Raw genomic sequence first — 25,662 nt, forward strand, 5'->3', positions numbered from 1 at the left:
CAATGCTTCAACCCAACACCGCGGCCTGCCACTGATTCTGGTCCACCTGAATCAAGGTCGGCCCCTTGCGCTCCACCGCTTGTCCGAGCGCCGCCTGCAATTGGGCAATATCGGCCACGTTCTCTGCTGCCGCGCCCAACGCTCGCGCCACGCCGATGAAATCCGGGGTATGGATATCCACCCCGACCGGCTCGATCGCCCGATTGACCATGTATTTCTTGATTTCCTCGTACCCCTGGTTATTCCACAGCAGCACGATCAGCGGTACCTGTGCCTCCACTGCACTGGCCAGTTCCGGCAGGGTGAACTGCAAACCACCATCACCAATCAGGCACACCGCCGGAGCGCGTTCGACGGCCTGCTCGGCACTGCCCAACCAGGCGCCCATGGCTGCTGGCAACGCGTAACCCAAGGTGCCGTAACCGGTCGAGGCGTTGAACCAGCGGCGTGGCTGCTCCATGTCGAGTGTCAGGTTGCCGGTGTACACAGGTTGGGTCGAGTCGCCCACCAGAATCGCATTAGGCAGGCGCTCCAGTATGGCGCTCAGCAAACGTGTCTGGCTCAGGGTTGGCTGGTCCCAGTCTGCCGCCAGGACCTTGCGCAGGTTGGCCACGCGAGCCATGCCCCAAGTGCTTTCGTGCGCTGGCTGCGGCCGGGCTTGCAAGGCACCGAGCAGCGCTTCGGCTGCCAGCTCGGCATCGGCTACCAGCGCCAGCTCCGGCAGATAATTACGCACGGTCTGGTCCGGGTCGATGTCAATGCGCAGCAGCCTGCCCGGGATCTCGAAGCCTCCCTTGAAGGTCACGTCATAATCGGTTTCAGCCAGTTCGGTACCGATCGCCAGCACCACGTCGGCCTCGGCCACCAGCGCCCGTGTGGCGGGTAACGACTGGGTCGAGCCGATCTGCAATGGGTGGCTGGCAGGCAGCAAGCCTTTGGCATTGATGGTCAGCGCTACCGGGGCCTGAAGGTGTTCGGCCAGGCGTGCCAGCGCAGCGCCCGCAGCCAACGCCCCGCCACCGGCCAGAATCAGCGGCCGACGTGCACTGGCCAGTCGCTCAGCCATCTGCGCCGCGGCCTGCGGTGCAGCCCCTGCCCGACTGCCCCGTACAGGGCGGCCCGGCAGCAGGAAGTCGGCCGGTTCAACCAGCACATCGAGCGGGATTTCGATATGCACCGGGCGTGGCCGGGCACTGTCGAACACGGCAAATGCCCTGGCCAGCACCTGCGGCAAGTCGGCTGCACTCATCAAGGTGTGGGAAAACGCCGCCACACCCGATACCAGCGCGGCTTGGTTGGGCAGTTCGTGCAGCTTGCCACGGCCACCGCCCAGCTGATCACGGGACTGCACGCTGGAAATCACCAGCATCGGGATCGAGTCGGCATAGGCCTGGCCCATGGCAGTGGTGATATTGGTCATGCCCGGGCCGGTGATAATGAAGCACACCCCGGGTTTGCCGCGGGTACGCGCATAGCCGTCAGCCATGAACCCGGCACCTTGCTCATGACGCGGGGTGATGTGGCGAATGGAAGAGCCCGCCAGGCCACGATAGAGCTCCACGGTATGTACACCGGGGATGCCGAAGACATGATCGACGCCATAGCCTTCAAGGAGTTTGACCAGTACTTCGCCGCAGGTTGCCATCAGGGGTCACCATGAATCGTGTTGGGGTATGCCCTTATTGGACCCAAGCCACGGCTATCGCCACAATGTAAAAAAACACATACTAGCCATGTCCTGTGATCATGGCTTACTGCAATGAAACGCCTCCCGCCCCTGCCTGCCCTGCACACGTTTCTGGTCACCGCCCAGCACTGCAACTTCACCCGCGCCGGGCAGCAGTTGCACATCACCCAGGGCGCTGTCAGCCGCCAGATTGCAGCCCTCGAAGAACACCTCGGTTATGCCCTGTTCAAGCGCGAGGCGCGTGGGTTGAGCCTGACCCGTGAAGGCCTGGACTGGCTGCCACGGGTGCAGCAGGTGTTCGCCCTGATCGAACAAGGGGTGCGCGAGGTGGGTGAGCACAGCACGACCTTGCAGCTGAAGGCACCAACCTGCGTAATGCGCTGGCTGCTGCCGCGCCTGATGGAATGGCAGGCACTGCGCCCGGATGTGCCGGTTGAGCTGACAACGACCGTGCAGCACGGGGTGGATTTCCGTCGCGAGGGCTTCGATGCGGCAGTGGTCTACGGCGATGCGCCGAACCACGGGCTGCAGGTGCGCAAGCTGTTCGATGAGCAGCTGACACCGGTGTGCGCACCGTCACTGCGTGAAGGGCCAGTGCCGTTGCAGCAGGTGGAAGACCTGGCCCGACATATGTTGCTGCATCCCTCGCGGGATGAACACGACTGGCGGTTGTGGTTGCAGGCGGCTGGAGTGACGCTCGCCACGCATGGGCCTAAACAACATTTCGAGACACTGGACATGGCGATGGCCATGGCCTCGCAGGGGACAGGGGTGGCAATCGGTGACTGGTCGCTGATTGGCGATGACCTGCGCGGTGGGCGGTTGTGCATGCCGTTTGCGCTGAAGGTGCTGACAGGCAAGGGGTATTACCTGGTGAGCCAGGCCAGGAGCTTGCCGCCGGGGCTGCTGGAATTGCTGGACTGGCTGGAGGGCCAGGCCAGCCTGTGACGGCCCTTTCGCAGGCTCGCCCGCTCCCACAGGTTTGCACAGGCCTTGGTAGCTGTACGGTACCCATGGGAGCGGGCATGCCCGCAACGCGGGCGACTCAATAGCCGACTGTGAACCGTTGCCGCGAGTGCTGCGGCTTCTCCAGCTCATCCAGCATGGCAATCGCATAGTCGGCAAACGTGATCCAGCTCTTGCCGTCCGCACCGATCAACAGATGATCCTTGCCCAGCGTATAGTGACCTCTGCGCTCACCCTCAACGAACTCAGCCGAAGGCGAAAGGAAGGTCCAGTCCAGGTTCGGCTCGCGCCGCAGCGCCTCCAGAAAACGCACGCCGGCACTGGCCTCGGCTTTATACGCCTCCGGGAAATCCGGGCTGTCGATCACCCGGTGCCCTGACGGCAGCAACAAGCTACCGGCGCCACCCACCACCAGCAGGCGCTTGACCCCGGCGCGCTTCACCGGCTCGATGATGGCGTGCGGCTCCATTGTCGAGAAATGCGCGGCACTCAACACAGCGTCCATACCTGCGACCGCTGCCTGCAGGGCCGCGCTGTCCGTGGCATCCAGCGACTTGACGGTCACACCCTCACGCCCTTCAAGCGTGGAAGGGTCGCGGGCTATGGCCAGTACACGGTGACCACGGCGCAGGGCCTCTTCCAGTAACTGGCTGCCAGCACGGCCGGTGGCACCGATGATTGCGATCTTGCTCATGAAATACTCTCCATCAGTTGAACGGAATGACCGCCCTTGGTGACCTTCGCCGCCAGCGCCAAGGCTCTCGTCTGCCGGCTTCGGGTAACGCCTTCTACCAAACAATGCGCATAGCTTAGTTACCCGATTCGTCACAAAAAATGCGATGCTCAGACATAGTTTGTTTCTGAAATCGGGCAAATCATGGACCGTCTCAACGCCATGCGTGTATTCGTCACAGTCATCGACCTGGGCAGCCAGTCGGCGGCGGCGGATTATCTGAAATTATCGCGGCCGGTCGTGTCGCGCTACCTGGCAGAGTTGGAAGACTGGGTTGGCACGCGGCTGATGCAGCGAACCACGCGCAAGCTCAGCCTCACGGCAGCCGGCCAGGAAACCCTGCCTCGCTGCCGGCAACTGCTGGAACTGGCCGGCGACCTGCAGGCCGCCGTGCAGCAGCCGGAAGACGCACCAAGGGGGGCACTGCGTATCAGCGTCAGTACCTCATTCGGCCAGGCACAGCTGGTGGATGCAGTGGCCGCCTATGTGCGGCGCTTTCCTGACGTGAAGGTAGAACTGCAGATGCTCGACCGCACCGTCAACCTGGTGGACGAGCGCATCGACCTGGCCATTCGCACCAGCAATGACGTGGACCCCAGCCTCATCGCCCGGCGCCTGAGCGTGTGCCGCTCGGTCGTGTGCGCGGCACCGGCCTACCTGAATGAGCGAGGCACGCCGCAACGGGTTGAGGAACTGAGCCTGCACAACTGCCTGACCCATGCCTACTTCGGACACAGCTTGTGGCATTTCGCGGTAGCCGGCCAGCAGGTCGCCGTGCCCGTATCCGGAAACATCAGTGCCAACGAGGTGATGACCCTGCAAAGGGCTGCGCTGGCTGGCGTCGGTATCACCATGCTGCCAACCTACCAGGCCGCAGACGCCATACGCCGGGGTGAACTGGTGCGTCTGCTGCCCGAGGCCAAACCGCGTGAACTGAACCTGAATGCGGTGTATACGTCGCGCAAACACATGCCGGCGACCTTGCGCAGCATGCTGGATTTCCTGGTGCAGCATTTCAAGGACGAACCGGCGTGGGATCGGGATCTATACTAGTGGCGTACACCCCTATCGCTGTCACGGGAGGTGAGCACCATGGGCATCAAATCCAGAAGAGTCGCCCTTGTCATGGCCCTTACCGCTGCCGCAGGGCTGTATGGCTCAGCCTGCTGGCGCGCCGAACTGCTACGCAGCCAGCCCAGCGTCGCCAATAGTTGCGAGCAGGCACATTGCGTGCCTCACAGTGCAACCTTGAGCGCCGTCCGTTGAATGGACGGCGTCCTGCTGATCACTCTTCGACGCTCATGTATTCCTTGGCCCAGCGAATGTAGTCTTCAGGCTGGGTGTAGGTGTGCGAGAGTTCGGTGGCACTGAGGTTTTCCGACTTGTTCTGCCGACCACGCTGCAGCCGCAGGCAGTCGTAAGTGGCCTTGATCGCGGCAAAGTAAGCCGCATGGCCATCGACCACGATGCGCACGCCCAGACGCGCCAGGCGCTCGTCATCGCGCAGGTTCGGGTTGCCATATGTAACTAGCATCAGCGGCACAGTCAGGTGCTCGGCAATCTGTTCGAGCTGCTCGAAGTCTTTGACCCCGACCATGCAGATGCCATCAGCGCCCGCCTTCTGGTAGCTCTGGGTACGCACGATGATTTCTTCGGTGCTGAGTACGCCCGCGTTGGTACGGGCAATGATCGACAGGGACGAATCGACTCGTGCCTCCAGCGCCGCGCGGATCTTGCCAACGCCCTCCTCGACCGGGATCAGGTCAGTGGACTTGCGCCCGAACTGGGCAGGCAGCAGGGTGTCCTCGATGGTCAGTGCGGCCACACCGGCGCGCTCCAGTTCGATCACCGTGCGCATCACGTTCAATGCGTTGCCATAACCGTGGTCGGCGTCGGCCAGTACCGGCAGTTGCGCGACCCGACCAATGCGGGTGGCCTGCTCGACGAACTCGCTGAGGGTGATCAGAGCGAAGTCTGGAGCAGCCAGTACCTGCAACGAAGCGACCGAACCGCCGAGGATACCGACTTCGAAGCCCAGGTCTGCGGCAATGCGTGCCGACATAGGGTCGAACACCGAGGCAGTGTGGAAACAGGAACCTGAAGCGAGCAGCTCGCGGAAGGCAAAACGCAGATCTTGGTGGGAAGCCTTGGGCATGATCACTCCGCAAAAAAGTTGAAATTTGAACGGTAACTACCGACCCCTGTAATCGGGTCTACCTGACCTGTTCCAACCGTCGCCATCTGGGCGGTCATGCTCGACATGCAGGCAGAGGAATAAAAGGTGTGGGAGACAGCGGACTGAAAAACCTGAGTCAATATGCTGCACCAACCTGGTGCAAGCCCCGGATTTCAGCCTCTGTGGCATACCAACGATATCACGCAGCCATGCAGCACTGGATGAATGCGCCAATGCCGATCTTGCATAGGGGATGCAGATAGTACATAGGAAGCTACCTAACTCAGGTTACAATCCGAGGGCTTCTGTGAGAGCAGGCTTGCCCGCGAAGGGGCCGCCATAGACAAACAAGGTATTCCCGTGACCGCCGCCCTGCCCCCCACCGCCCTGCGCAACGTGCTCACCGCCCTGATGCTGGCCATCTTCCTCGGCGCACTGGATCAGACCATCGTCGCCGTCTCGCTGCCCGCCATCTCGGCGCAGTTCAGCGATGTCGGCCTGCTGGCCTGGGTCATCTCCGGTTATATGGTGGCCATGACCGTGGCCGTGCCGATCTACGGCAAACTGGGCGACCTTTACGGCCGGCGCCGGATGATCCTCACCGGCATCAGCTTGTTCACCCTGGCCTCCATTGCCTGCGCCATGGCCCAGGACATGCCGCAACTGGTGCTGGCCCGGGTACTGCAGGGTGTCGGCGCAGGCGGGATGGTCTCGGTGAGCCAGGCAATCATTGGCGACTTCGTGCCCCCACGCGAACGCGGCCGCTACCAGGGCTACTTCAGCAGCATGTACGCTGCGGCCAGCGTGGCCGGGCCAGTGCTGGGCGGCTGGTTGACCGAGTACCTGTCGTGGCGCTGGGTGTTCTGGATCAACCTGCCGCTGGGGCTGGTCGCCTTGTGGGCCATTCGCCGTGCGCTCGCTGATATGCCGGTGCAGCGTCGCGAGGCACAGGTGGACTACCTTGGCGCCATGCTGTTGATTCTCGGCCTTGGCAGCCTGCTGCTGGGCATCACCTTGGTGGGCCAGGGCCACGCCTGGGCCGACCCGGCCGTGCTGGCGCTGTTCGGCTGCGCCCTACTGGGCCTGGCGCTTTTCATCGCACACGAACGCCGCTGCCCAGAGCCGCTGCTGCCGCTCAGCCTGTTTGGCAACCGTGTGGCAGTGCTGTGCTGGGCGGTGATCTTCTTCGCCAGCTTCCAGTCCATTTCCCTGACCATGCTCATGCCCTTGCGTTACCAGGGCATTACCGGCGCCGGTGCCGACAGCGCCGCCCTGCATCTGCTGCCGCTGGCCATGGGGCTGCCCATGGGCGCCTTCACAGGTGGTCGCATGACCAGCCGGACCGGGCGCTACAAGCCACAGATCCTGGCCGGTGCACTGCTGATGCCAGTGGCCATTTTCGCGATGGCACTGACTCCGCCGCAATCAGCGTTGCTCAGTGCGCTGTGCATGCTGCTGACCGGTATAGCCTGCGGGCTGCAATTCCCGACCTCACTGGTGGGCACACAAAGCGCGGTGGCCAGCAAGGACATCGGCGTGGCCACCAGCACCACCAACCTGTTCCGTTCGCTGGGCGGAGCCATGGGCGTGGCGTGCATGTCCAGCTTGTTGCTGGCACTGCTGCATCAGGGTGGTTTCGAACTGTCGGGTAATCCGTTGCTGGGGAGCTTGAAGGCCGCAGAGGTGGACCCGGTGACTCAGGGGCGGTTGCTGGAGACGTTCCGGCAGCTGCTGATGGGGAGTGCGGTCGTCGCGGTGCTGGGACTGTTCGCGGCATTTGCTTTGCCTGACCGGCAATTGCGCGGCCGCTGAAGGTTGCACACGCGCTGCCGCCTTGTGGTGCGAACAGCTGCAAGGCGGCGGCGACCTTAATCTCCCCTTAACACAAAGGGGAAACACTCCCTCACAATCCTTAACAAAGTGTCATTTGCGCAGAGCCGGGCTCAAGCGCAGCATATCCAGCCCGGTGTCGACCCATTTTTCGACATCACCCAACAGATCGACACTGTCAGGCAGCAATAGCCAGCGCCTGATCAGGCCATCGACATAGGCAAACATGGCCACCGCCGCGCGCTCGGCATCCAGCTCGCCAGGCAACTGGCCCCGGCGTACGGCATTGGCCAGCGCCAGGGTGATGCCCTTGTGGCAATCCAGCACCGCACTCTGGCGCTGCTGGCGAATTTCACACATGTCATCGGTGAACTCGCACTTGTGATGCAGGATTTCATTGATACGACGGGTTCGGGCATCGAGCACCAGCTCGTTGAACACTTGCAACAGCAGCTTGCGCATGCAGCCAAGCGGGTCGACTTCATCCTCGCTTTCGCTCGCCCGCGCCAAATGGTCATGGGTCTCGTGCAGGCTGTCGAGCAACGCCTGCACCAGCTCGGCCTTGTTGTTGAAGTGCCAGTAGATCGCCCCCCGCGTCACACCCGCCAGTTCGGCGATGTCGGCCAGGGTGGTTCGCGCAACCCCGCGCTTGTAGAAGGCCCTTTCCGCCGCCTCGATGATCTGGGCACGGGTTTCCTGGGCTTCTTCTTTGGTTCGACGGACCATGGCAGTACAACCTCATCTGGCCCGAACGCGCAGCGCGTGCGGGGAACGCTCCGGGGGCACCTCTGCCGGGGCCTCTCGGATAAGCTAATCAAGCGCTGAGGCTGTACCTGAGTACCACCCAGCAGTATTTACAAACAACCATGAATGTAAGTATATTCCTTAGCAAGCTATTTATCCACCGGATAGCATTTTTTCCAGATCAAGATCTCTTCCATTACTCTTGAGCGTCTCCCTGCTCCAGCGACCCGAGGATCCTCATGCAATTCAAGCCAGCCGTTACCGCTCTGGTTTCCGCCGTCGCCCTGGCAACCCTGCTCAGTGGCTGTAAGAAAGAAGAAGCAGCGCCAGCGGCGCAGGCTCCTCAGGTCGGCGTCGTGACCATCCAGCCGCAAGCCTTCACCCTCACCTCGGAATTGCCGGGGCGAACCAGTGCCTACCGCGTTGCCGAAGTGCGCCCGCAGGTCAACGGCATCATCCTCAAGCGCCTGTTCAAGGAAGGCAGTGAGGTCAAGGAAGGCCAGCAGTTGTATCAGATCGACCCTGCCGTGTACGAAGCCACCCTGGCCAATGCCAAGGCCAACCTGCTGGCTACACGCTCACTGGCCGAACGCTACAAGCAACTGATTGACGAACAGGCCGTCTCCAAACAGGAATACGACGACGCCAATGCCAAACGATTGCAGGCTGAGGCTTCGCTCAAGAGCGCACAGATCGACCTGCGCTACACCAAGGTTCTGGCGCCGATCAGCGGCCGTATCGGTCGCTCTTCGTTCACCGAAGGTGCACTGGTGAGCAACGGTCAGACCGACGCCATGGCCACCATCCAGCAGCTCGATCCTATTTATGTCGACGTTACCCAGTCCACCGCCGAGCTGCTCAAGCTGCGCCGTGACCTGGAAAGCGGCCAGTTGCAGAAGGCTGGCAACAACGCCGCCTCGGTTCAGCTGGTGCTGGAAGACGGCAGCCTGTTCAAGCAGGAAGGTCGCCTGGAGTTCTCCGAAGTCGCGGTTGACGAGACCACCGGCTCGGTGACCCTGCGCGCGCTGTTCCCCAACCCCGATCACACCCTGCTGCCAGGCATGTTCGTGCATGCGCGGCTCAAGGCCGGGGTCAACGCCAACGCCATCCTGGCACCGCAACAAGGCGTGACCCGCGACCTCAAGGGCGCACCCACCGCCCTGGTGGTCAACCAGGAGAACAAGGTTGAACTGCGCCAGCTCAAGGCCAGCCGCACCTTGGGTAGCGACTGGCTGATCGAGGAAGGCCTCAACCCGGGTGACCGCCTGATCACCGAAGGGCTGCAGTACGTGCGCCCAGGCGTCGAGGTGAAGGTCAGCGATGCCACCAACGTCAAGAAGCCGGCCGGCCCTGATCAGGCCAACGCGGCGAAAGCAGACGCCAAAGCGGAGTAAACCATGTCGAAGTTCTTTATCGATCGCCCGATCTTCGCCTGGGTGATCGCCTTGGTGATCATGCTGGTCGGGGCCTTGTCTATCCTGAAGCTGCCGATCAACCAGTACCCCAGTATCGCGCCGCCGGCCATCGCCATCGCCGTGACCTACCCGGGCGCCTCGGCGCAAACCGTGCAGGACACCGTGGTGCAGGTGATCGAGCAGCAGCTCAACGGTATCGACAACCTGCGTTATGTGTCGTCGGAAAGTAACTCCGACGGCAGCATGACCATTACCGCCACCTTCGAACAGGGCACCAACCCCGACACCGCGCAGGTACAGGTACAGAACAAGCTGAACCTGGCCACCCCGCTGCTGCCGCAGGAAGTGCAGCAGCAAGGTATCCGCGTCACCAAAGCAGTGAAGAACTTCCTGCTGGTGATTGGTCTGGTCTCCGAAGACGGCAGCATGACCAAGGACGACCTGGCCAACTACATCGTCTCGAACATGCAGGACCCGATCTCGCGTACCGCCGGTGTGGGTGACTTCCAGGTGTTCGGTGCGCAGTACGCCATGCGTATCTGGCTCGATCCGGCCAAGCTGAACAAGTTCCAGCTGACCCCGGTCGACGTCAAGACCGCTGTGGCCGCACAGAACGTGCAGGTGTCTTCCGGCCAGCTCGGCGGCCTGCCAGCCCTGCCGGGCACCCAGCTGAACGCCACCATCATCGGCAAGACCCGCCTGCAAACCGCCGAGCAGTTCGAGAGCATTCTGCTCAAGGTCAACAAAGACGGTTCACAGGTGCGCCTGGGTGACGTCGCCCAAGTAGGCCTGGGGGGTGAAAACTACGCCGTCAGCGCCCAGTTCAACGGCAAGCCGGCTTCCGGCCTGGCGGTAAAACTGGCAACCGGCGCCAACGCCCTGGACACCGCCAAGGCACTGCGCGAGACCATCAAAGGCCTGGAACCGTTCTTCCCGCCGGGGGTCAAGGCGGTATTCCCGTATGACACCACCCCCGTGGTCACCGAATCGATCAGCGGCGTGATCCACACCCTGATCGAAGCCGTGGTGCTGGTGTTCCTGGTGATGTACCTGTTCCTGCAGAACTTCCGCGCCACCATCATCACCACCATGACCGTGCCGGTCGTATTGCTGGGTACCTTCGGTATCCTTGCCGCCGCGGGCTTCAGCATCAACACCCTGACCATGTTCGCCATGGTCCTGGCCATCGGCTTGCTGGTGGACGACGCCATCGTCGTGGTGGAGAACGTCGAGCGGGTCATGTCCGAAGAAGGCTTGCCGCCCAAGGAAGCGACCAAGCGCTCGATGGAACAGATCCAGGGCGCCCTGGTGGGTATCGCCCTGGTGCTCTCGGCCGTACTGCTGCCCATGGCGTTCTTTGGCGGCTCCACGGGTGTGATCTACCGGCAGTTCTCCATCACCATCGTCTCGGCCATGGGCCTGTCGGTGCTGGTTGCGCTTATCTTCACCCCGGCGCTCTGCGCGACCATGCTCAAACCGCTGAAGAAGGGCGAGCACCACACCGCCAAAGGCGGCTTCTTCGGCTGGTTCAACCGCAACTTCGACCGCAGCGTCAACGGCTACGAGCGTAGCGTAGGCACCATCCTGCGCAACAAGGTGCCATTCCTGCTGGCCTATGCGCTGATCGTGGTCGGCATGATCTGGCTGTTCGCCCGCATCCCTACCGCGTTCCTGCCAGAAGAAGACCAGGGCGTACTGTTCGCTCAGGTGCAGACCCCGGCCGGTTCCAGTGCCGAGCGCACGCAGGTCGTGGTCGACCAGATGCGTGAATACCTGCTCAAGGACGAAGCCGATACCGTATCGTCGGTGTTCACGGTCAACGGTTTCAACTTCGCAGGCCGCGGCCAGAGCTCAGGCATGGCCTTCATCATGCTCAAACCCTGGGATGAACGCTCGAAGGAGAACAGCGTGTTCGCCCTGGCCCAGCGCGCCCAGCAGCACTTCTTCACCTTCCGTGATGCGATGGTGTTCGCCTTCGCCCCGCCAGCGGTGCTTGAACTGGGTAACGCCACCGGCTTCGACGTGTTCCTTCAGGACCGCGGCGGTGTCGGCCACGCGAAGTTGATGGAGGCACGCAACCAGTTCCTGGCCAAAGCTGCGCAGAGCAAGATCCTCAGCGCCGTGCGCCCGAACGGCCTGAACGATGAACCGCAGTACCAACTGACCATTGATGACGAACGTGCCAGCGCCTTGGGCGTGACCATTGCCGACATCAACAACACCCTGTCGATTGCCTTGGGTGCCAGCTACGTCAACGACTTCATCGACCGTGGCCGGGTCAAGAAGGTGTACATCCAGGGCGAACCCAGCGCGCGGATGAGCCCGGAAGACCTGCAAAAATGGTACGTGCGCAACGGCGCAGGCGAGATGGTGCCGTTCTCCTCCTTCGCCAAAGGCGAATGGACCTACGGTTCGCCGAAGCTGTCGCGTTACAACGGTGTCGAAGCGATGGAAATCCTCGGTGCACCGGCGCCTGGTTACAGTACCGGTGAAGCCATGGCCGAGGTCGAGCGCATTGCAGGCGAGCTGCCGAGCGGTATCGGCTTCTCCTGGACCGGCATGTCCTACGAGGAAAAACTCTCCGGCTCGCAGATGCCGGCGCTGTTCGCCCTCTCGGTGCTGTTCGTGTTCCTGTGCCTGGCGGCCCTGTACGAAAGCTGGTCGATTCCGATCGCTGTGGTGCTGGTGGTACCGCTGGGTATCATCGGTGCGCTGATCGCCACCAGCCTGCGCGGCCTGTCCAACGACGTGTACTTCCTGGTTGGCCTGTTGACCACCATCGGTCTTGCGGCGAAAAACGCCATTTTGATCGTGGAATTCGCCAAGGAGCTGCACGAACAAGGCCGTAGCCTGTACGACGCAGCGATCGAAGCGTGCCGCATGCGTCTGCGCCCGATCATCATGACCTCGCTGGCGTTCATCCTGGGCGTGGTGCCGTTGACCATCGCCAGCGGCGCCGGCGCCGGCAGCCAGCACGCCATCGGTACTGGCGTGATCGGCGGTATGATCAGTGCGACCGTGCTGGCTATCTTCTGGGTACCACTGTTCTTCGTCGCAGTGTCGTCGCTGTTCGGCAGCAAAGAGCCGGAAAAAGACGTCACCCCTGAAAATCCACGTTATGAGGCTGGGCAATGACCAAGTCTTTGTTGTCCCTGGCGGTAACCGCTTTCATTCTTGGCGGCTGCTCGCTGATCCCTGACTACCAGACCCCAGAGGCGCCGGTGGCTGCACAGTGGCCGCAAGGCCCTGCATACTCGCCGACGCAATCGGCGGATGTTGCCGCTGCTGAACAGGGCTGGCGCCAGTTCTTCCACGACCCGGCGCTGCAACAGCTGATCCAGACCTCGCTGGTCAATAACCGCGACCTGCGCGTCGCGGCGTTGAACCTCGACGCCTACCGTGCGCAATACCGCATTCAGCGCGCCGACCTGTTCCCGGCGGTTTCGGCCACCGGCAGCGGCAGCCGCCAGCGTGTCCCGGCGAACATGTCGCAAACAGGCGAATCTGGCATCACCAGCCAGTACTCGGCCACCTTGGGCGTCAGCGCCTACGAGCTGGACCTGTTCGGCCGCGTGCGCAGCCTGACCGAGCAGGCCCTGGAAACCTACCTCTCCAGCGAGCAGGCGCGTCGTTCCACGCAAATCGCCCTGGTCGCCAGCGTGGCCAACGCCTACTACACCTGGCAGGCCGACCAGGCCCTGTTCAAGCTGACCGAAGAAACGCTGAAGACCTACGAGGAAAGCTACAACCTCACCCGTCGCAGCAACGAGGTCGGCGTGGCGTCGGCCTTGGACGTCAGCCAGGCGCGTACCGCCGTGGAAGGCGCCAGGGTCAAGTACTCGCAGTACCAGCGCCTGGTCGCCCAGGACGTCAACAGCCTGACCGTGCTGCTGGGCACCGGCATTCCTGCCGACCTGGCCAAGCCGCTGGAGCTTGATGCCGACCAACTGGCCGAAGTACCGGCCGGCCTGCCATCGGATATCCTTCAGCGTCGCCCGGACATTCAGGAAGCCGAGCACCTGCTCAAGGCTGCCAACGCCAACATTGGTGCAGCCCGCGCAGCGTTCTTCCCGAGCATCAGCCTGACCGCGAACGCCGGCAGCCTGAGCCCCGACATGGGCCACCTGTTCGCGGGCGGCCAGGGCACCTGGCTGTTCCAGCCGCAGATCAACCTGCCGATCTTCAACGCCGGTAGCCTGAAAGCCAGCCTGGACTACTCGAAAATCCAGAAGGACATCAACGTCGCCAAGTACGAAAAAACCATCCAGACGGCCTTCCAGGAAGTCTCCGATGGCCTGGCGGCACGCAAGACCTTCGAAGAGCAGTTGCAGGCCCAGCGCGACCTGGTGCAGGCGAACCAGGACTACTACCGCTTGGCCGAACGCCGTTACCGCATCGGGATTGACAGCAACCTGACCTTCCTCGATGCCCAACGCAACCTGTTCAGTGCCCAGCAAGCGCTGATCGGCGACCGCCTGTCGCAGCTGACCAGCGAGGTCAACCTGTACAAGGCGCTTGGCGGTGGCTGGTACGAGCAGACCGGGCAGGCCAACCAGCAGGCATCGGTGGAAACACCGAAAGGCTGATCGGCCTTGTTACAGCAAAGCCCACCCTTAGCGGTGGGCTTTGCTTTTTTACTGCCTGTGCCGGCCTTTTTGCGGACAAGCCCGCGCAAGGGCCGGGCCTGCTGGCCAGTATCCCTGGCGATTCACCGTCACAGCCACCACCGTATTCGCGGGTGAACCCGCTCCTACACGGATCGTGTGGCGGACACATACGGTGGTTGGGCGAAAGCCGTTGTAGGAGCGGGTTTACCCGCGAAGAGGCCGCCCCAGGAGAGTTATTAACCAACCGGAACATTCCGTTCGATTATCGCCCCGTTCCGTTTGCGGCGAATTGCCTCACCCCCGCACTACCCCGCACCATCCCCCCACGCAACGTTACCCAAGTTCATCAAAAACACCCGCACCTGCAGGCCCGATCCTGCAGTGCACCGGCTCGACCATAAAAACAAGAGATCCACGACAGATGAGCATTTCGCTACCCGCACGTCAGCTGCTGCCTGGCCTGTTGGCCATGTCCTGCGCCCTCCCCGCATTCGCCGCCAACGAAGGTGGTTTCATCGAGGACGCCAAGGCCACCCTCAACCTGCGCAACTTCTACATCAACCGCAACTTCGTCGACCCGGCCCACCCACAGGGCAAGGCCGAGGAATGGACACAAAGCTTCATCCTCGATGCCCGTTCCGGTTTCACCCAGGGCACGGTCGGTTTCGGCGTGGACGTACTGGGCCTGTACTCGGTCAAGCTCGACGGTGGCAAAGGCACCACCAACACTCACCTGCTGCCCGTGCATGGCGACGGCCGCCCGGCCGATGATTTTGGTCGGCTGGGTGTGGCACTGAAGGCCAAGCTGTCCGAAACCGAGCTGAAAGTCGGTGAATGGATGCCGGTACTGCCAATCCTGCGTTCGGACGATGGCCGCTCACTGCCGCAAACCTTCCGCGGTGGCCAGCTGACCTCCAAGGAAATCGCCGGCCTGACCCTGTACGCCGGCCAGTTCCGCGGCAACAGCCCGCGCAACGATGCCAGCATGGAAGACATGTCGCTCAACGGCAAAGCCGCCTTCACCTCCGACCGTTTCAACTTCGGCGGCGGTGAGTACACCTTCAACGACAAGCGCACCATGATCGGCCTGTGGGATGCCCAGCTCAAGGACATCTACCGCCAGCAATACCTCAACCTGACGCACAGCCAGCCGCTGGGCGACTGGACGCTGGGCGCCAACCTGGGCTATTTCATTGGCAAGGAAGATGGCGCCGAACGGGCCGGCAAGCTGGACAACCGCACCGCCTCCGCCTTGCTTTCGGCGCGCTACCAAGGCCACACCTTTTACGTTGGCCTGCAGAAGGTCAGCGGCGACGATGCCTGGATGCGGGTCAATGGCACCAGTGGCGGTACCCTGGCCAACGACAGCTACAATTCAAGCTTCGACAATGCCAAGGAGCGTTCCTGGCAGGTTCGCCATGACTTCAACTTCGCCACCGTCGGCGTACCCGGCCTGACCCTGATGAACCGCTATATCAAGGGTGACAACGTCACCGTGGGCAGCGTGGACGATGGCAAGGAATGGGCACGGGAAACAGAGCTGGCCTATGTCGTGCAGTCGGGCAGCTTCAAGGACCTGTCGGTGAAATGGCGCAACTCGACCATGCGTCGCGACTTCAGCACCAACGCGTTCGATGAGAACCGCTTGATCGTGAGTTATCCGCTGAATCTTCTGTGAATCAAATGGCCTCTTCGCGGATAAACCCGCGAGGAGGCCAGACGCCTCCTCAAATGACCTGAAGCCATAAAAATCCATGCCCCTTTTTTGAAGGCATGATTTGCAACAGCTTGATGAAATCCCTGCCATGAATTTGCCAGTGCACGCTGCCGCCATTCGCTGAGCTGATGATGGTGGTGACTGCAGGCTATCCTGATCACTATCAGGTACAGGTGAAACAAAGCAGAACAGGGAGGCACAACAATGAAAACCCTCGTCGACCACCTGAGCCAATACGCCAACTACCACCGCGATCCGCGCAATATCGCCACCCACTTCGTCGGCATCCCCATGATCGTGCTGGCAGTCACCATCCTGCTTTCACGCCCAGGCTGGGAGATAGCTGGCATGTGGCTGTCCCCTGCCCTGGTGGCAGCGGCGGCGTCTGTGTGGTTCTACTTGCGCCTGGACCTGCGCTTCGGGCTGGTGATGGGGCTGTTGCTGGGCCTGTGCCTGTGGGTCGGTGAGGCGCTGGCAGTACAGTCGACAACGCTATGGCTCGGCGCCGGGCTGGGAGCGTTCGTGGTGGGCTGGATCATCCAGTTCATCGGCCATTACTACGAAGGCCGCAAACCGGCATTTGTTGACGACGTGAGTGGCCTGATCATCGGGCCGCTGTTCGTGGTGGCGGAAGCTGCGTTCATGCTGGGCCTGTGCCCGACCCTGAAGCGCGCCGTGGAAACCAACGCCGGCCCGATTGCCATGCGGCAAAAAAAGGCATCGGTGTAAAGGCCATTCGCGGGCAAGCGCCCTGTTGCAGGGGGCTTGCCCGCGAACACGGTTTACTGGCGCGACTCTACGCCAAGTTCATCCCACACCGACTCAGCCATGTGGAACGTGGCATTGGCCGCCGGAATGCCGCAGTAGATCGCGCTCTGCATCAGCACTTCCTTGATCTCGTCACGGGTCACACCATTGTTGGCCGCCGCACGCAGGTGCAGCTTCAGCTCGTCGTTGCGGTTCATGCCAATCAGCATGGCGATGGTGATCAGGCTGCGGGTATGGCGCGGCAACCCCGGGCGGGTCCAGATGTCACCCCAGGCGTGGCGGGTGATCATTTCCTGGAACTCGCCATTGAAGTCGTTAAGCTTCTCCAGGCTGCGGTCCACGTGGGCATCACCCAGCACTGCGCGGCGCACTTGCATGCCAGCGTCGTAACGTTGTTTCTCGTCCATGGCGTTGTCCTCAGTGAGCCAGCAGGAAATCGAGCACGCGGCGGCTGAAGGCCTCGCCAATCTCGACATTGGACAGGTGCGCCGCCGGGAAGTCGACGTACTCGGCACCTTGGATACCGGCCTGCATGAAGCGGCCATGCTCAGGGGTGGTAACCACGTCTTCCGTACCGGCAACGATCAGCGCGGGCACCTGGATACGGCCCAGTTGCTCACGATAATCAGCGTCACGTACTGCTGCACAGTTGCCTGCGTAGCCTTGCGGGCTGGTTTGCGCCAGCATCTGGCAGATACGCTGGGCCTGCTCCGCCTGCGCCTGGGCAAAGCCCGGGGTGAACCAGCGGGCGATAGAGGCATCGCGCAGGTCGACCATGGCCTGCTGGCCGCCTTTGAGTACCGTGTCGATACGGGTGTTCCACACCTCGTCGTTGGCGATCTTGGCGGCCGTGTTGCACAGGGTCAGGCTGTGCAGGCGCTCACCTGCATGGATACCCAGCCACTGGCCGATCAGGCCTCCCATCGACAGGCCGACGAAGTGAGCCTTTTGAATGTCCAGGCCATCGAGCAGGGCCAGCACGTCGCGGCCCAGCTGTTCGATGCTGTAAGGGCCCTCAGTGACCAGCGATGCGCCGTGACCACGGGTGTCATAGCGCAGCACCCGGAAGTGCTGGCTCCAGAGCGGAATCTGGGTGTCCCACATGCCCAGGTCGGTACCCAGCGAGTTGGACAGGACCAGCACCGGGGCGTCATCCGGGCCATCGATCTGGTAATTCAAAACGCCATCGGCCAGTTGCAAGTGCGCCACAGCGGTCTCCTTCAGGCAGTAAAACGTTGATGTTCGGACACGGCGCGCGCCACCCAGACGCGGGCCTGGCCCAGGTAATGGGCAGGGTCGAGCAGGCGATCGAGTTCTTCGCCAGACAGCTCGGCGCTGACCTGCGGCTCGTCACCCAGCACGGCACGCAGGTGCCGCTGTTCGGCCACCGCGCGCTGGCAGCATTGTTCCAGCAGGTGGTGGGCACGGTCGCGACCCAGACGCTGGGCGAGGACGATGCTAACCGCCTCAGCCAGCACCAGGCCTTGTGTCAGGTCGAGGTTACGGCGCATGCGTGCGGCATCCACCTCCATGCCCTCGGCAATCACTTGAGCCTGGCGCAGGGCACCCGAGACCAGGCAGCAGATGTCCGGCAGGGTTTCCCACTCGGCATGCCATAGGCCCAGGCTGCGTTCGTGCTCCTGAGGCATGGCTGCAAACAGCGTCGACAGCAGGCCCGGCACGCGGGTTGCGGCACCGATCAACACGGCGGCACCCACCGGGTTGCGCTTGTGTGGCATGGTCGAAGAACCACCCTTGCCCGGCGCAGAAGGCTCAAATACCTCCCCCGCCTCGGTTTGCATCAGCAAGCTGATATCACGGCCAAACTTGCCCAGGCTGCCGGCAACCAGGCCCAGCACCGAGGCAAACTCCACCAGGCGGTCGCGTTGGGTGTGCCAGGGCTGCTCGGGCAGGGACAGCTTGAGCTGTTCGGCCAGCGCTTCGGCCACCGGCATTGCCTTGCTGCCCAGGGCCGCCAGGCTGCCCGAGGCACCGCCGAACTGCAGGACCAGCAGGCGCGGGCGCAGTTCCTGCAGGCGCTGACGGTGGCGGGTCAAAGCCCCCAGTACACCGGCCAGTTTCATGCCCAGGGTCACCGGAGTGGCGTGTTGCAACCAGGTACGACCCACCAATGGCGTATCGGCGTGCTTCAAGGCCTGCTGCGACAGGGTATCGGCCAGCTTGCCGAGGTCGGCCTCGATCAAATCGAGGGCATCGCGCAGCTGCAGAACCAGACCCGTGTCCATCGCATCCTGACTGGTGGCCCCAAGGTGCACATAGCGCTCAGCCTCAGGTACGCCAGTGGCGATCACCTTGCCCAACGCTTTCACCAACGGAATGGCCGAGTTGCCGGCGGTGGCAATGGCATTGGCCAACGCACCAACGTCATAGCGCTCGGCCTGGCATGCCGCCTCGATGGCTGCTACCGCGCTGTGCGGGACCAAACCGGCAGAGGCTTCGGCACGGGCAAGCGCTGCTTCGAAATCCAGCATGCCCTGCAGGCGGCCACGGTCGGAGAAAATCTCGCGCATGGCCGGCGCGGTGAAATAGGCGTCGAACAGTTGGTTGCTCATGCAGCGTCCTTAGTCATCATGGTGCAGGTACGCCGCCTGCTTCGGCAGGCGCAGGCTGAACAGGAAGGCAATCGCCATCATCGCCGTGACGTACCAATAGAAAGTGTTTTCCATCCCCAGGGTCTTCAGGCCCAGGGCCACATACTCGGCCGAACCGCCGAATGCTGCGTTCGCCACCGCATAGGCCAGGCCAACACCCAGTGCACGCACCTGCGGCGGGAACATCTCAGCCTTCACCAGACCGCTGATCGAGGTGTAGAAACTGACGATACACAGGGCCAGGCTGATCAGCACGAAGGCCATGAACGGGCTGGTCACGGTTTTCAGTGCCATCAGCAGCGGCACGGTGCACAGGGTACCGAGGCCGCCGAACAGCAGCATCGAATTGCGCCGACCGATACGGTCGGACAGCATGCCGAAGAACGGCTGCAACACCATGAACAGGAACAACGCCCCGGTCATCACGTAGCTGGCGTTCTTGGCTGTCATGCCCGCGGTGTTGACCAGGTACTTCTGCATGTAGGTGGTGAAAGTATAGAAAATCAGCGAGCCACCCGCGGTGTAGCCCAGTACCGTGATGAACGCCGCTGCGTGATTGCGGAACAGGCCTGCGATAGAACCTGCATCCTTGTCATTGCGGGCTTCGGCGCTACTGGTCTCGTGCAGCGAACGGCGCAACATCAGCGAGATCAGGGCGGCGATGGCCCCCACCACGAAGGGAATGCGCCAGCCCCAGGCCCGCAGTTCATCTTCAGTCAGCAGCTGTTGCAGGATCACCACGACCAATACCGCCAGCAACTGGCCGCCGATCAGGGTGACGTACTGGAACGAAGCAAAGAAGCCGCGCTGCCCACGCAGTGCCACTTCACTCATGTAGGTGGCCGTGGTGCCGTATTCGCCCCCTACCGACAGCCCCTGGATCAGGCGGGCCAGCAATAGCAGCGCCGGGGCCCAGGTGCCGATGCTGGCATAGGTGGGCAGGCAGGCGATCATCAGGGAGCCGAAGCACATCATCAGCACCGAGATCATCAGGGAGTTCTTGCGACCGTGGCGGTCGGCGAGGCGGCCGAAGATCCAGCCACCAATGGGGCGCATCAGGAAGCCTGCGGCGAATACACCTGCCGTGTTCAGCAACTGCACGGTGGGGTCGTCGGAGGGGAAGAAGGCCGGGGCAAAGTAGATCGCGCAGAAGGCGTAGACGTAGAAGTCGAACCATTCCACCAGGTTGCCTGACGAGGCACCGACAATAGCGAAGATGCGCTTGCTGCGTTCTTCGCCGGTGTAATAGGTTGAGGTCATGAGGGTTTCACTCCTGGAGGGTCCTAGGTAAGTCTAGACATACCTAGTAACACACTCGTTCCGCTATCTGCCTGGCAATTGGCCTTGTGTCTCACAGGACAGACCTCTTCGCGGGCAAGCCCGCCCCCACAGGTGATTGCGTGGATCCCTGTAAGAGCGGGCTTGCCCGCGAAGCGGCCGGTACAGGTCAAACCCGCTCGATGGCCAGTGCCAGACCTTGGCCAACGCCCACACACATGGTCGCCAGGCCTTTACGCCCACCACTCTTCTCCAGTTGGTGCAGCGCAGTCAGCACCAGGCGTGCACCGCTCATGCCCAGCGGATGGCCCAGGGCAATGGCGCCACCATTAGGGTTTACTTGTGGTGCATCGTCAGCGACACCCAGCTCACGCAGCACCGCCAGGCCTTGACTGGCAAACGCTTCGTTAAGCTCGATCACGTCGAAATCGCTTACCGCAACCCCCAGACGCTCGGTCAGCTTGCGCACCGCCGGCACCGGGCCAATGCCCATGACACGTGGAGCAACGCCGCCGCTGGCCATGCCCAGAACGCGGGCACGCGGGGTCAGGCCGTGTTTCTTCACCGCTGCGGCCGAGGCCAGGATCATCGCTGCAGCACCGTCGTTAACGCCCGAGGCGTTGCCGGCGGTGACCGTCTTGTCCGGGCCGTTGACCGGTTTGAGCTTGGTCAGCGCCTCCAGCGTGGTTTCCGGGCGCAGGTGTTCGTCACGTTCGACGATGATTTCGCCCTTCTTGTGAGCGATACGCACCGGCACAATTTCTTCGGCAAAGAAGCCGGCAGCCTGTGCAGCGGCAGCCTTCTGCTGGCTGCGCAGGGCGAAAGCGTCCTGGTCGGCACGCGAAACCTGATAGTCGTCAGCCACGTTGTCGGCGGTTTCCGGCATGGAATCCACACCGTACTGGCTCTTCATCAGCGGGTTGATGAAACGCCAGCCAATGGTGGTGTCTTCCAGCTTCATGTTGCGCGAATAGGCGCTTTCAGCCTTGCCCATGACGAACGGGGCGCGCGACATCGACTCGACGCCACCGGCAATCACCAGTTCCATCTCGCCGCTGGCGATGGCGCGGAACGCGGTGCCGATGGCATCCATACCCGACGCGCACAGGCGGTTCAAGGTGACGCCCGGGATGCTTTCCGGCAGGCCGGCCAGCAGCAGTGCCATACGGGCCACGTTGCGGTTGTCTTCACCGGCCTGGTTGGCGCAGCCGAAGAACACTTCGTCTACCTGGTCCCACTGCACGCCAGGGTTGCGCTCGATCAGCGCCTTCAGCGGCACGGCTGCCAGGTCGTCGGCCCGCACGCTGGCCAGGGCGCCGCCAAAGCGGCCGATCGGGGTACGGATGGCGTCACAGATGAATACGTCGTGCATCAGGCTTCTCCTGCCAGCTGGCCATGCTCAGCGGCGGTACGGGCGTCGAGGTCACGCATGGCGGACGGCTCGATTGGGGTGGGTGTGGAAATGGTCTGCGCGTGGCATTTGGAGGCTCCTGGTCAGGGTGCTTCGATGAACCCAGATTAAGGAGACTGGTGGGCACCTTACAATCCGATAATCGACTATTTGTGCGATTAACGAACCATTTGTTGCGCAACTGCCCACGCCCACCAGGGCAGCTGTGCGCCCTGATCGCAGCACAATGCCGCACCAGTCGACGCGGCGTTGTGCTGCGAATGGGCCGTAACGCGGCCCTCGCCCTCAGGTTGCGTCGGCGTGGCTGACCAGCCCTTTGACGACCACACCCACAGTCGCCAGCGCTGCCGGCACCAGCAACGCCGTCAGCACCTGCTCGAAAGTCCAGCCCAGGCCCAGCAGCGTTGCACCACTCCAGGCCCCAAGAATCGCACCAAAGCGGCCAATACCCAGCATCCACGATACACCTGTGGCACGGCCCTGAGTGGGATAGAAGCGCGCCGCCAGCGATGGCATTGCCGACTGCGCACCGTTCACACACATACCGGCAACGAGTACCAGCGTAGCTAGCACGGTGATGTTGCCCAGGCTCTGCCCCACTGCGTAGGCGAACACCCCGGCCAGCAGATAGAAAATGCCAATCACCTTGTGCGGGTTGAAACGGTCCATGGCCCAACCCACGCCGACTGCACTCAGCACTCCGCCAAACTGGAACAGCGCGCCGATGAACGCCGCCTGCTCCATGCTCGCGCCGCTGTCACGCATCAGGGTTGGCAGCCAGCTGGTCAGAAGGTAGACGATCACCAGGCCCATGAAATAGGTCAGCCACAGCAACACGGTGCCCAAGCCATAGGTGCCAGAGAAGATCACCGCGAACACGTTGCGCGCAGCCACCGCCTTTTGCTCAGGCACACTGAAACTGCCTGCCTCGGCCACCACTTGCGGGGCGATTGGCGACAAGGTCTTGCGCACCTTGTCGGTGCCGCGGTTGCGCACCACCAGGAACCGCGCCGACTCCGGCAGCCAGACCATCAGCACCAGCGCCAGCAGCAACGGCAGCACGCCACCGATGACCAGCAGGCTGTGCCAGCCGTAGGCCGGGATCATCTTGGCGGAAATGAAGCCACCACCCGCCATGCCCAGGTTGAAGCCACAGAACATGCTGGTCACCAGCAGCGACTTGAGGCGCTCCGGGGTGTATTCGGACAACAGCGTGGTAGCGTTGGGCATGCCTGCACCCAGGCCCAGGCCAGTCAGGAAGCGCAGTACCAGCAACTGGTCGACGTTGGTGGCATAGGCCGAGGCCAGGCTGAAACCACCAAATACCAGCACCGCCCCCACCAGCACGCCTTTGCGGCCGAAACGGTCAGCCAGCGGCCCGGAGCCCAGGGCGCCGAACACCATGCCGATCAACGCGGCACTCATGACCGGCCCAAGGCTGGCGCGGTCGATTCCCCACTCTTGCGACAGTGCCGGGGCGATGAAACCCATGGCAGCAGTGTCCAGGCCATCGAGGAAGACGATCAGAAAGCACAGCAGCACGACTCGCCACTGATAGCGGGACAGCGGCTGCTGATTGATGAACGACTGAACGTCGAGGCTTTTGCCGACGTTGGTTTGCGCTTGATTCATTATTGTTATCCAGAATGTGGGGCACAGTCAGGCCATTGCACGCGGATAACCGGTACAAAGGCGATGATTGGGGTATATGGCCTGGGTCAGCCTGGATACAACGGTACTGCATGCGGGTGCGGCCGCAGCAGCGAGGTGACAGTATTCATGCGTAAGTGCCTCTTATGTTTTTCTTGTTCGGTCGGCTAGCCGACCGTTGCGAGAGACATTAATCAGCGGGCCGGGGTGAAGCAATTCACCCGGCACGACACTGTGCGTTTATCGCACAAGAAACGGTTTTGCCTGTTCTGATCCGGGGCCGCAACGTGCTCCCTGCGGTCTCAACCAAACAACTGATGGCAAAGGTCTCGACTGGCTGCCAGTAAAATCGGCAAGAACCGCTGCTCCAATTCACTGCGGGTCACCCGCCCAACATGGGTACTTACGTTCAAGGCAGCCAACACCTGCCCCGAAGCGTCATACACCGGCACTGCAATCGATCGCAGCCCCTGTTCCAGTTCCTGGTCCACCACGCACCAGCCCTGGGCGCGCACCTGCTGGATGCAGGCGAACAACGATTCGGGATCATTCAGGGTGCGGCTGGTGCGCGCTTTGAGATCAGCACGTTCCAGATACTCACGCAGGCTGGTGTCGTCCATGGCCGCCAGCAGAATACGCCCCATCGACGTGCAGTAGGCCGGCAGGCGTCCGCCCACCGAGAGATCGACCGAAATCAGCCGCTCGACCGTGGCCGAACGGGCTATATAAAGGATGTCGTCGCCTTCGAGGGTGGCCATGTTGGCCGCCTCATGCAACTGGTCGCTGATGCGATCCAGGTACGGCTGGGCAGAAATTGCCAGTGGCGTCGACGACAGGTAAGCATGCCCCAGGGTCAGCACTTTGGGCAGCAGCGAATAGGTACGCCCGTCGGTGGTGGCGTAACCCAGCTTGATCAACGTGTGCAGGCAACGGCGCACCGCTGCGCGAGGGATTTCAGTACGGTGGCTGATCTGGGCGATGGTCAGGTGGCGCTTGCGCTCCTGGAATGCCTGGATCACGGCCAGGCCACGTGCCAGCGAGGTCATGAAGTCCGGGTCACCGGTAAAGGCCTGGATGCGCTTGGCCGGGGAAGCCACGATCGGCGGCGCCATGGCAGCCGAAGCAGGTCGCGCCACCTCTGCATTGCCGGAATCGTTGCCCAGGGTTTCGTCACTCATCGCACACCTCAAAAAAAACACCGGTTCGTGCGATTATCGAACAAACGGCCGATAATCGCAATTGACCGCCGACACTTTTGCTTATACCTTTCTCATGCCACTTGTGGCTTCTTTGGAGAGACTGGTCAGGTACCCACCGTAGAAGTCCCCAGGCAACGGCCTCGCCTTTCGGCGAGGCCGTTTTTCATTACGGCCCGCCCTGACATTGCAACGAACTTCTATCCGTCATTCCTTTCTAACTTGTACGAAAGGTCCAAACTGTTGGCGGGCACATCCTGCTATTTACGCCAGATGATGTCAGGGCTGAGTAAATTAACGATGATCGGCGAATTATCGGTTGCTATAATCGATTGCGCAGGCCCTCCGCTTATCGTGGTCATGGAACCTTCCGCTTTATCAAGCCGTTGCGGCCAGCAAGGCAAAATGCATGTTGCACAATGCATAACAACAGTCATTACACTTATTTCAGGTACTGCACGTGACGAAAGATGAACTGCGCGCGGAACTCGAGCGCCAGGCTGAACGTTACAAGGATGTTTATGGTGGCGAAGTCACCACTTACGCCGCACAACCGGATCCGGAACGCAAACCCTGGCGCAAGCGTGCCAGCGTTCGTGACCAGGCCTTCAGCCAGGAACTGGAACGCATCGAAAAAGAATTGCGCAGCGACAACCCCTGAGCCTCGAGGGCGCCCTCTGCGTGTCGTCGCCCGGTGTACCCGGGCGAGGTCGATCTTTACGGTCTGGCCGATGATGAAATGGAATCACACAAATTTCATACGGCCGTTTGAATTCTAGAGAAATGGCCATTTCTCCACATTTCGGCCTTATTTCGCCATATTTTGTGATTTTTTACCGCCATTTACCGCCTTGATCGCCCCCCTCCGCACG

General features: G+C 62.1%; 20 protein-coding genes. 9 read left to right on the top strand and 11 right to left on the bottom strand.

Annotated features, from left to right (window positions below; genetic code table 11):
* Positions 1-7 precede the first annotated feature (7 nt).
* A complete protein-coding gene (locus REH59_RS23730; protein WP_014859142.1) occupies positions 8-1,645 on the bottom strand; it encodes a 5-guanidino-2-oxopentanoate decarboxylase in 1,638 nt (545 codons plus the stop codon).
* 114 nt (positions 1,646-1,759) lie between these two features.
* Between REH59_RS23730 and REH59_RS23735 the strand changes: the two genes are divergently transcribed.
* The gene (locus REH59_RS23735) at positions 1,760-2,635 is read left to right on the top strand and encodes a LysR substrate-binding domain-containing protein (protein WP_012053627.1); all 876 of its coding nucleotides are present in this window, start codon (positions 1,760-1,762) and stop codon (positions 2,633-2,635) included.
* A gap of 97 nt (positions 2,636-2,732) precedes the next feature.
* Here the strand turns inward: REH59_RS23735 and REH59_RS23740 are convergent, their stop codons facing one another.
* Complete coding sequence (locus REH59_RS23740; RefSeq protein WP_003251968.1) at positions 2,733-3,347, bottom strand: NAD(P)-dependent oxidoreductase; 615 nt, start codon at positions 3,345-3,347, stop codon at positions 2,733-2,735.
* 183 nt (positions 3,348-3,530) lie between these two features.
* Between REH59_RS23740 and REH59_RS23745 the strand changes: the two genes are divergently transcribed.
* Positions 3,531-4,439: a LysR family transcriptional regulator gene (locus REH59_RS23745; RefSeq protein WP_014859141.1), complete on the top strand. Its 909-nt coding sequence runs from the start codon at positions 3,531-3,533 to the stop codon at positions 4,437-4,439.
* Between the two features lie 232 nt (positions 4,440-4,671).
* Here REH59_RS23745 and REH59_RS23750 read toward each other — a convergent pair whose 3' ends face one another.
* Positions 4,672-5,541, bottom strand: coding sequence for an isocitrate lyase/PEP mutase family protein (locus REH59_RS23750; RefSeq protein ID WP_003251963.1), 870 nt, complete (start codon positions 5,539-5,541; stop codon positions 4,672-4,674).
* Between the two features lie 381 nt (positions 5,542-5,922).
* Here REH59_RS23750 and REH59_RS23755 point away from each other — a divergent pair, with 381 nt between their 5' ends.
* The gene (locus REH59_RS23755; RefSeq protein WP_014859139.1) at positions 5,923-7,374 is read left to right on the top strand and encodes an MDR family MFS transporter; all 1,452 of its coding nucleotides are present in this window, start codon (positions 5,923-5,925) and stop codon (positions 7,372-7,374) included.
* Between the two features lie 111 nt (positions 7,375-7,485).
* Here the strand turns inward: REH59_RS23755 and ttgR are convergent, their stop codons facing one another.
* Positions 7,486-8,118: an efflux transport transcriptional regulator TtgR gene (ttgR, locus tag REH59_RS23760; RefSeq protein ID WP_014859138.1), complete on the bottom strand. Its 633-nt coding sequence runs from the start codon at positions 8,116-8,118 to the stop codon at positions 7,486-7,488.
* Positions 8,119-8,375: 257 nt separating this feature from the next.
* Here ttgR and ttgA point away from each other — a divergent pair, with 257 nt between their 5' ends.
* The 5 genes from ttgA (at position 8,376) to REH59_RS23785 (ending at position 16,604) form a co-directional block, all read left to right on the top strand.
* Positions 8,376-9,530 carry a toluene efflux RND transporter periplasmic adaptor subunit TtgA gene (ttgA, locus tag REH59_RS23765; protein WP_014592249.1) on the top strand — a complete coding sequence of 385 codons (1,155 nt, stop codon included), beginning with the start codon at positions 8,376-8,378 and terminating at the stop codon, positions 9,528-9,530.
* Between the two features lie 3 nt (positions 9,531-9,533).
* Positions 9,534-12,686, top strand: coding sequence for a multidrug efflux RND transporter permease subunit TtgB (gene ttgB / locus REH59_RS23770; RefSeq protein WP_014754360.1), 3,153 nt, complete (start codon positions 9,534-9,536; stop codon positions 12,684-12,686).
* Positions 12,683-14,137: an AdeC/AdeK/OprM family multidrug efflux complex outer membrane factor gene (locus REH59_RS23775; RefSeq protein ID WP_003251955.1), complete on the top strand. Its 1,455-nt coding sequence runs from the start codon at positions 12,683-12,685 to the stop codon at positions 14,135-14,137. The genes ttgB and REH59_RS23775 overlap by 4 nt, the downstream gene beginning before the upstream one ends.
* A gap of 442 nt (positions 14,138-14,579) precedes the next feature.
* Positions 14,580-15,836, top strand: coding sequence for an OprD family porin (locus REH59_RS23780; protein WP_014754361.1), 1,257 nt, complete (start codon positions 14,580-14,582; stop codon positions 15,834-15,836).
* Positions 15,837-16,079: 243 nt separating this feature from the next.
* Positions 16,080-16,604 (top strand): DUF962 domain-containing protein, encoded by a 525-nt coding sequence (locus REH59_RS23785; RefSeq protein WP_003251951.1) that lies wholly within the window; start codon positions 16,080-16,082, stop codon positions 16,602-16,604.
* Positions 16,605-16,657: 53 nt separating this feature from the next.
* Here the strand turns inward: REH59_RS23785 and pcaC are convergent, their stop codons facing one another.
* The 7 genes from pcaC to pcaR all read right to left on the bottom strand — a co-directional run bounded on the left by pcaC (position 16,658) and on the right by pcaR (position 24,772).
* The gene (gene pcaC, locus REH59_RS23790) at positions 16,658-17,050 is read right to left on the bottom strand and encodes a 4-carboxymuconolactone decarboxylase (RefSeq protein WP_003251949.1); all 393 of its coding nucleotides are present in this window, start codon (positions 17,048-17,050) and stop codon (positions 16,658-16,660) included.
* A gap of 10 nt (positions 17,051-17,060) precedes the next feature.
* The gene (pcaD, locus tag REH59_RS23795) at positions 17,061-17,852 is read right to left on the bottom strand and encodes a 3-oxoadipate enol-lactonase (RefSeq protein ID WP_014754363.1); all 792 of its coding nucleotides are present in this window, start codon (positions 17,850-17,852) and stop codon (positions 17,061-17,063) included.
* A gap of 11 nt (positions 17,853-17,863) precedes the next feature.
* Positions 17,864-19,216: a 3-carboxy-cis,cis-muconate cycloisomerase gene (locus tag REH59_RS23800; protein WP_003251947.1), complete on the bottom strand. Its 1,353-nt coding sequence runs from the start codon at positions 19,214-19,216 to the stop codon at positions 17,864-17,866.
* 9 nt (positions 19,217-19,225) lie between these two features.
* A complete protein-coding gene (locus tag REH59_RS23805) occupies positions 19,226-20,515 on the bottom strand; it encodes an MFS family transporter (RefSeq protein ID WP_003251946.1) in 1,290 nt (429 codons plus the stop codon).
* 187 nt (positions 20,516-20,702) lie between these two features.
* The gene (pcaF, locus tag REH59_RS23810) at positions 20,703-21,908 is read right to left on the bottom strand and encodes a 3-oxoadipyl-CoA thiolase (protein WP_172830960.1); all 1,206 of its coding nucleotides are present in this window, start codon (positions 21,906-21,908) and stop codon (positions 20,703-20,705) included.
* Between the two features lie 321 nt (positions 21,909-22,229).
* Positions 22,230-23,576 carry an MFS transporter gene (locus REH59_RS23820; protein WP_003251942.1) on the bottom strand — a complete coding sequence of 449 codons (1,347 nt, stop codon included), beginning with the start codon at positions 23,574-23,576 and terminating at the stop codon, positions 22,230-22,232.
* Positions 23,577-23,896: 320 nt separating this feature from the next.
* On the bottom strand, positions 23,897-24,772 hold the full coding sequence (gene pcaR, locus REH59_RS23825) for a pca regulon transcriptional regulator PcaR (protein ID WP_003251938.1): 876 nt from the start codon (positions 24,770-24,772) through the stop codon (positions 23,897-23,899).
* A gap of 478 nt (positions 24,773-25,250) precedes the next feature.
* On the opposite strand from pcaR, the gene REH59_RS23830 reads away from it, so the two are divergent.
* Positions 25,251-25,451, top strand: coding sequence for a hypothetical protein (locus REH59_RS23830; RefSeq protein ID WP_003251937.1), 201 nt, complete (start codon positions 25,251-25,253; stop codon positions 25,449-25,451).
* Positions 25,452-25,662: the final 211 nt, after the last annotated feature.

The organism is Pseudomonas sp. BO3-4 (assembly GCF_034044115.1).
Lineage (GTDB): Bacteria > Pseudomonadota > Gammaproteobacteria > Pseudomonadales > Pseudomonadaceae > Aquipseudomonas > Aquipseudomonas alloputida.

Bases quoted from the DNA above. Each gene is read 5' to 3' on its own strand.
- ttgB (WP_014754360.1), top strand. From the start codon at position 9,534: ATGTCGAAGTTCTTTATCGATCGCCCGATCTTCGCCTGGGTGATCGCC.
- REH59_RS23740 (WP_003251968.1), bottom strand. From the start codon at position 3,347: ATGAGCAAGATCGCAATCATCGGTGCCACCGGCCGTGCTGGCAGCCAG.
- ttgA (WP_014592249.1), top strand. From the start codon at position 8,376: ATGCAATTCAAGCCAGCCGTTACCGCTCTGGTTTCCGCCGTCGCCCTG.
- REH59_RS23735 (WP_012053627.1), top strand. From the start codon at position 1,760: ATGAAACGCCTCCCGCCCCTGCCTGCCCTGCACACGTTTCTGGTCACC.
- pcaR (WP_003251938.1), bottom strand. From the start codon at position 24,772: ATGAGTGACGAAACCCTGGGCAACGATTCCGGCAATGCAGAGGTGGCG.
- pcaC (WP_003251949.1), bottom strand. From the start codon at position 17,050: ATGGACGAGAAACAACGTTACGACGCTGGCATGCAAGTGCGCCGCGCA.
- REH59_RS23805 (WP_003251946.1), bottom strand. From the start codon at position 20,515: ATGACCTCAACCTATTACACCGGCGAAGAACGCAGCAAGCGCATCTTC.
- REH59_RS23820 (WP_003251942.1), bottom strand. From the start codon at position 23,576: ATGAATCAAGCGCAAACCAACGTCGGCAAAAGCCTCGACGTTCAGTCG.
- REH59_RS23780 (WP_014754361.1), top strand. From the start codon at position 14,580: ATGAGCATTTCGCTACCCGCACGTCAGCTGCTGCCTGGCCTGTTGGCC.
- REH59_RS23800 (WP_003251947.1), bottom strand. From the start codon at position 19,216: ATGAGCAACCAACTGTTCGACGCCTATTTCACCGCGCCGGCCATGCGC.
- ttgR (WP_014859138.1), bottom strand. From the start codon at position 8,118: ATGGTCCGTCGAACCAAAGAAGAAGCCCAGGAAACCCGTGCCCAGATC.
- REH59_RS23785 (WP_003251951.1), top strand. From the start codon at position 16,080: ATGAAAACCCTCGTCGACCACCTGAGCCAATACGCCAACTACCACCGC.
- REH59_RS23730 (WP_014859142.1), bottom strand. From the start codon at position 1,645: ATGGCAACCTGCGGCGAAGTACTGGTCAAACTCCTTGAAGGCTATGGC.
- REH59_RS23750 (WP_003251963.1), bottom strand. From the start codon at position 5,541: ATGCCCAAGGCTTCCCACCAAGATCTGCGTTTTGCCTTCCGCGAGCTG.
- REH59_RS23775 (WP_003251955.1), top strand. From the start codon at position 12,683: ATGACCAAGTCTTTGTTGTCCCTGGCGGTAACCGCTTTCATTCTTGGC.
- REH59_RS23745 (WP_014859141.1), top strand. From the start codon at position 3,531: ATGGACCGTCTCAACGCCATGCGTGTATTCGTCACAGTCATCGACCTG.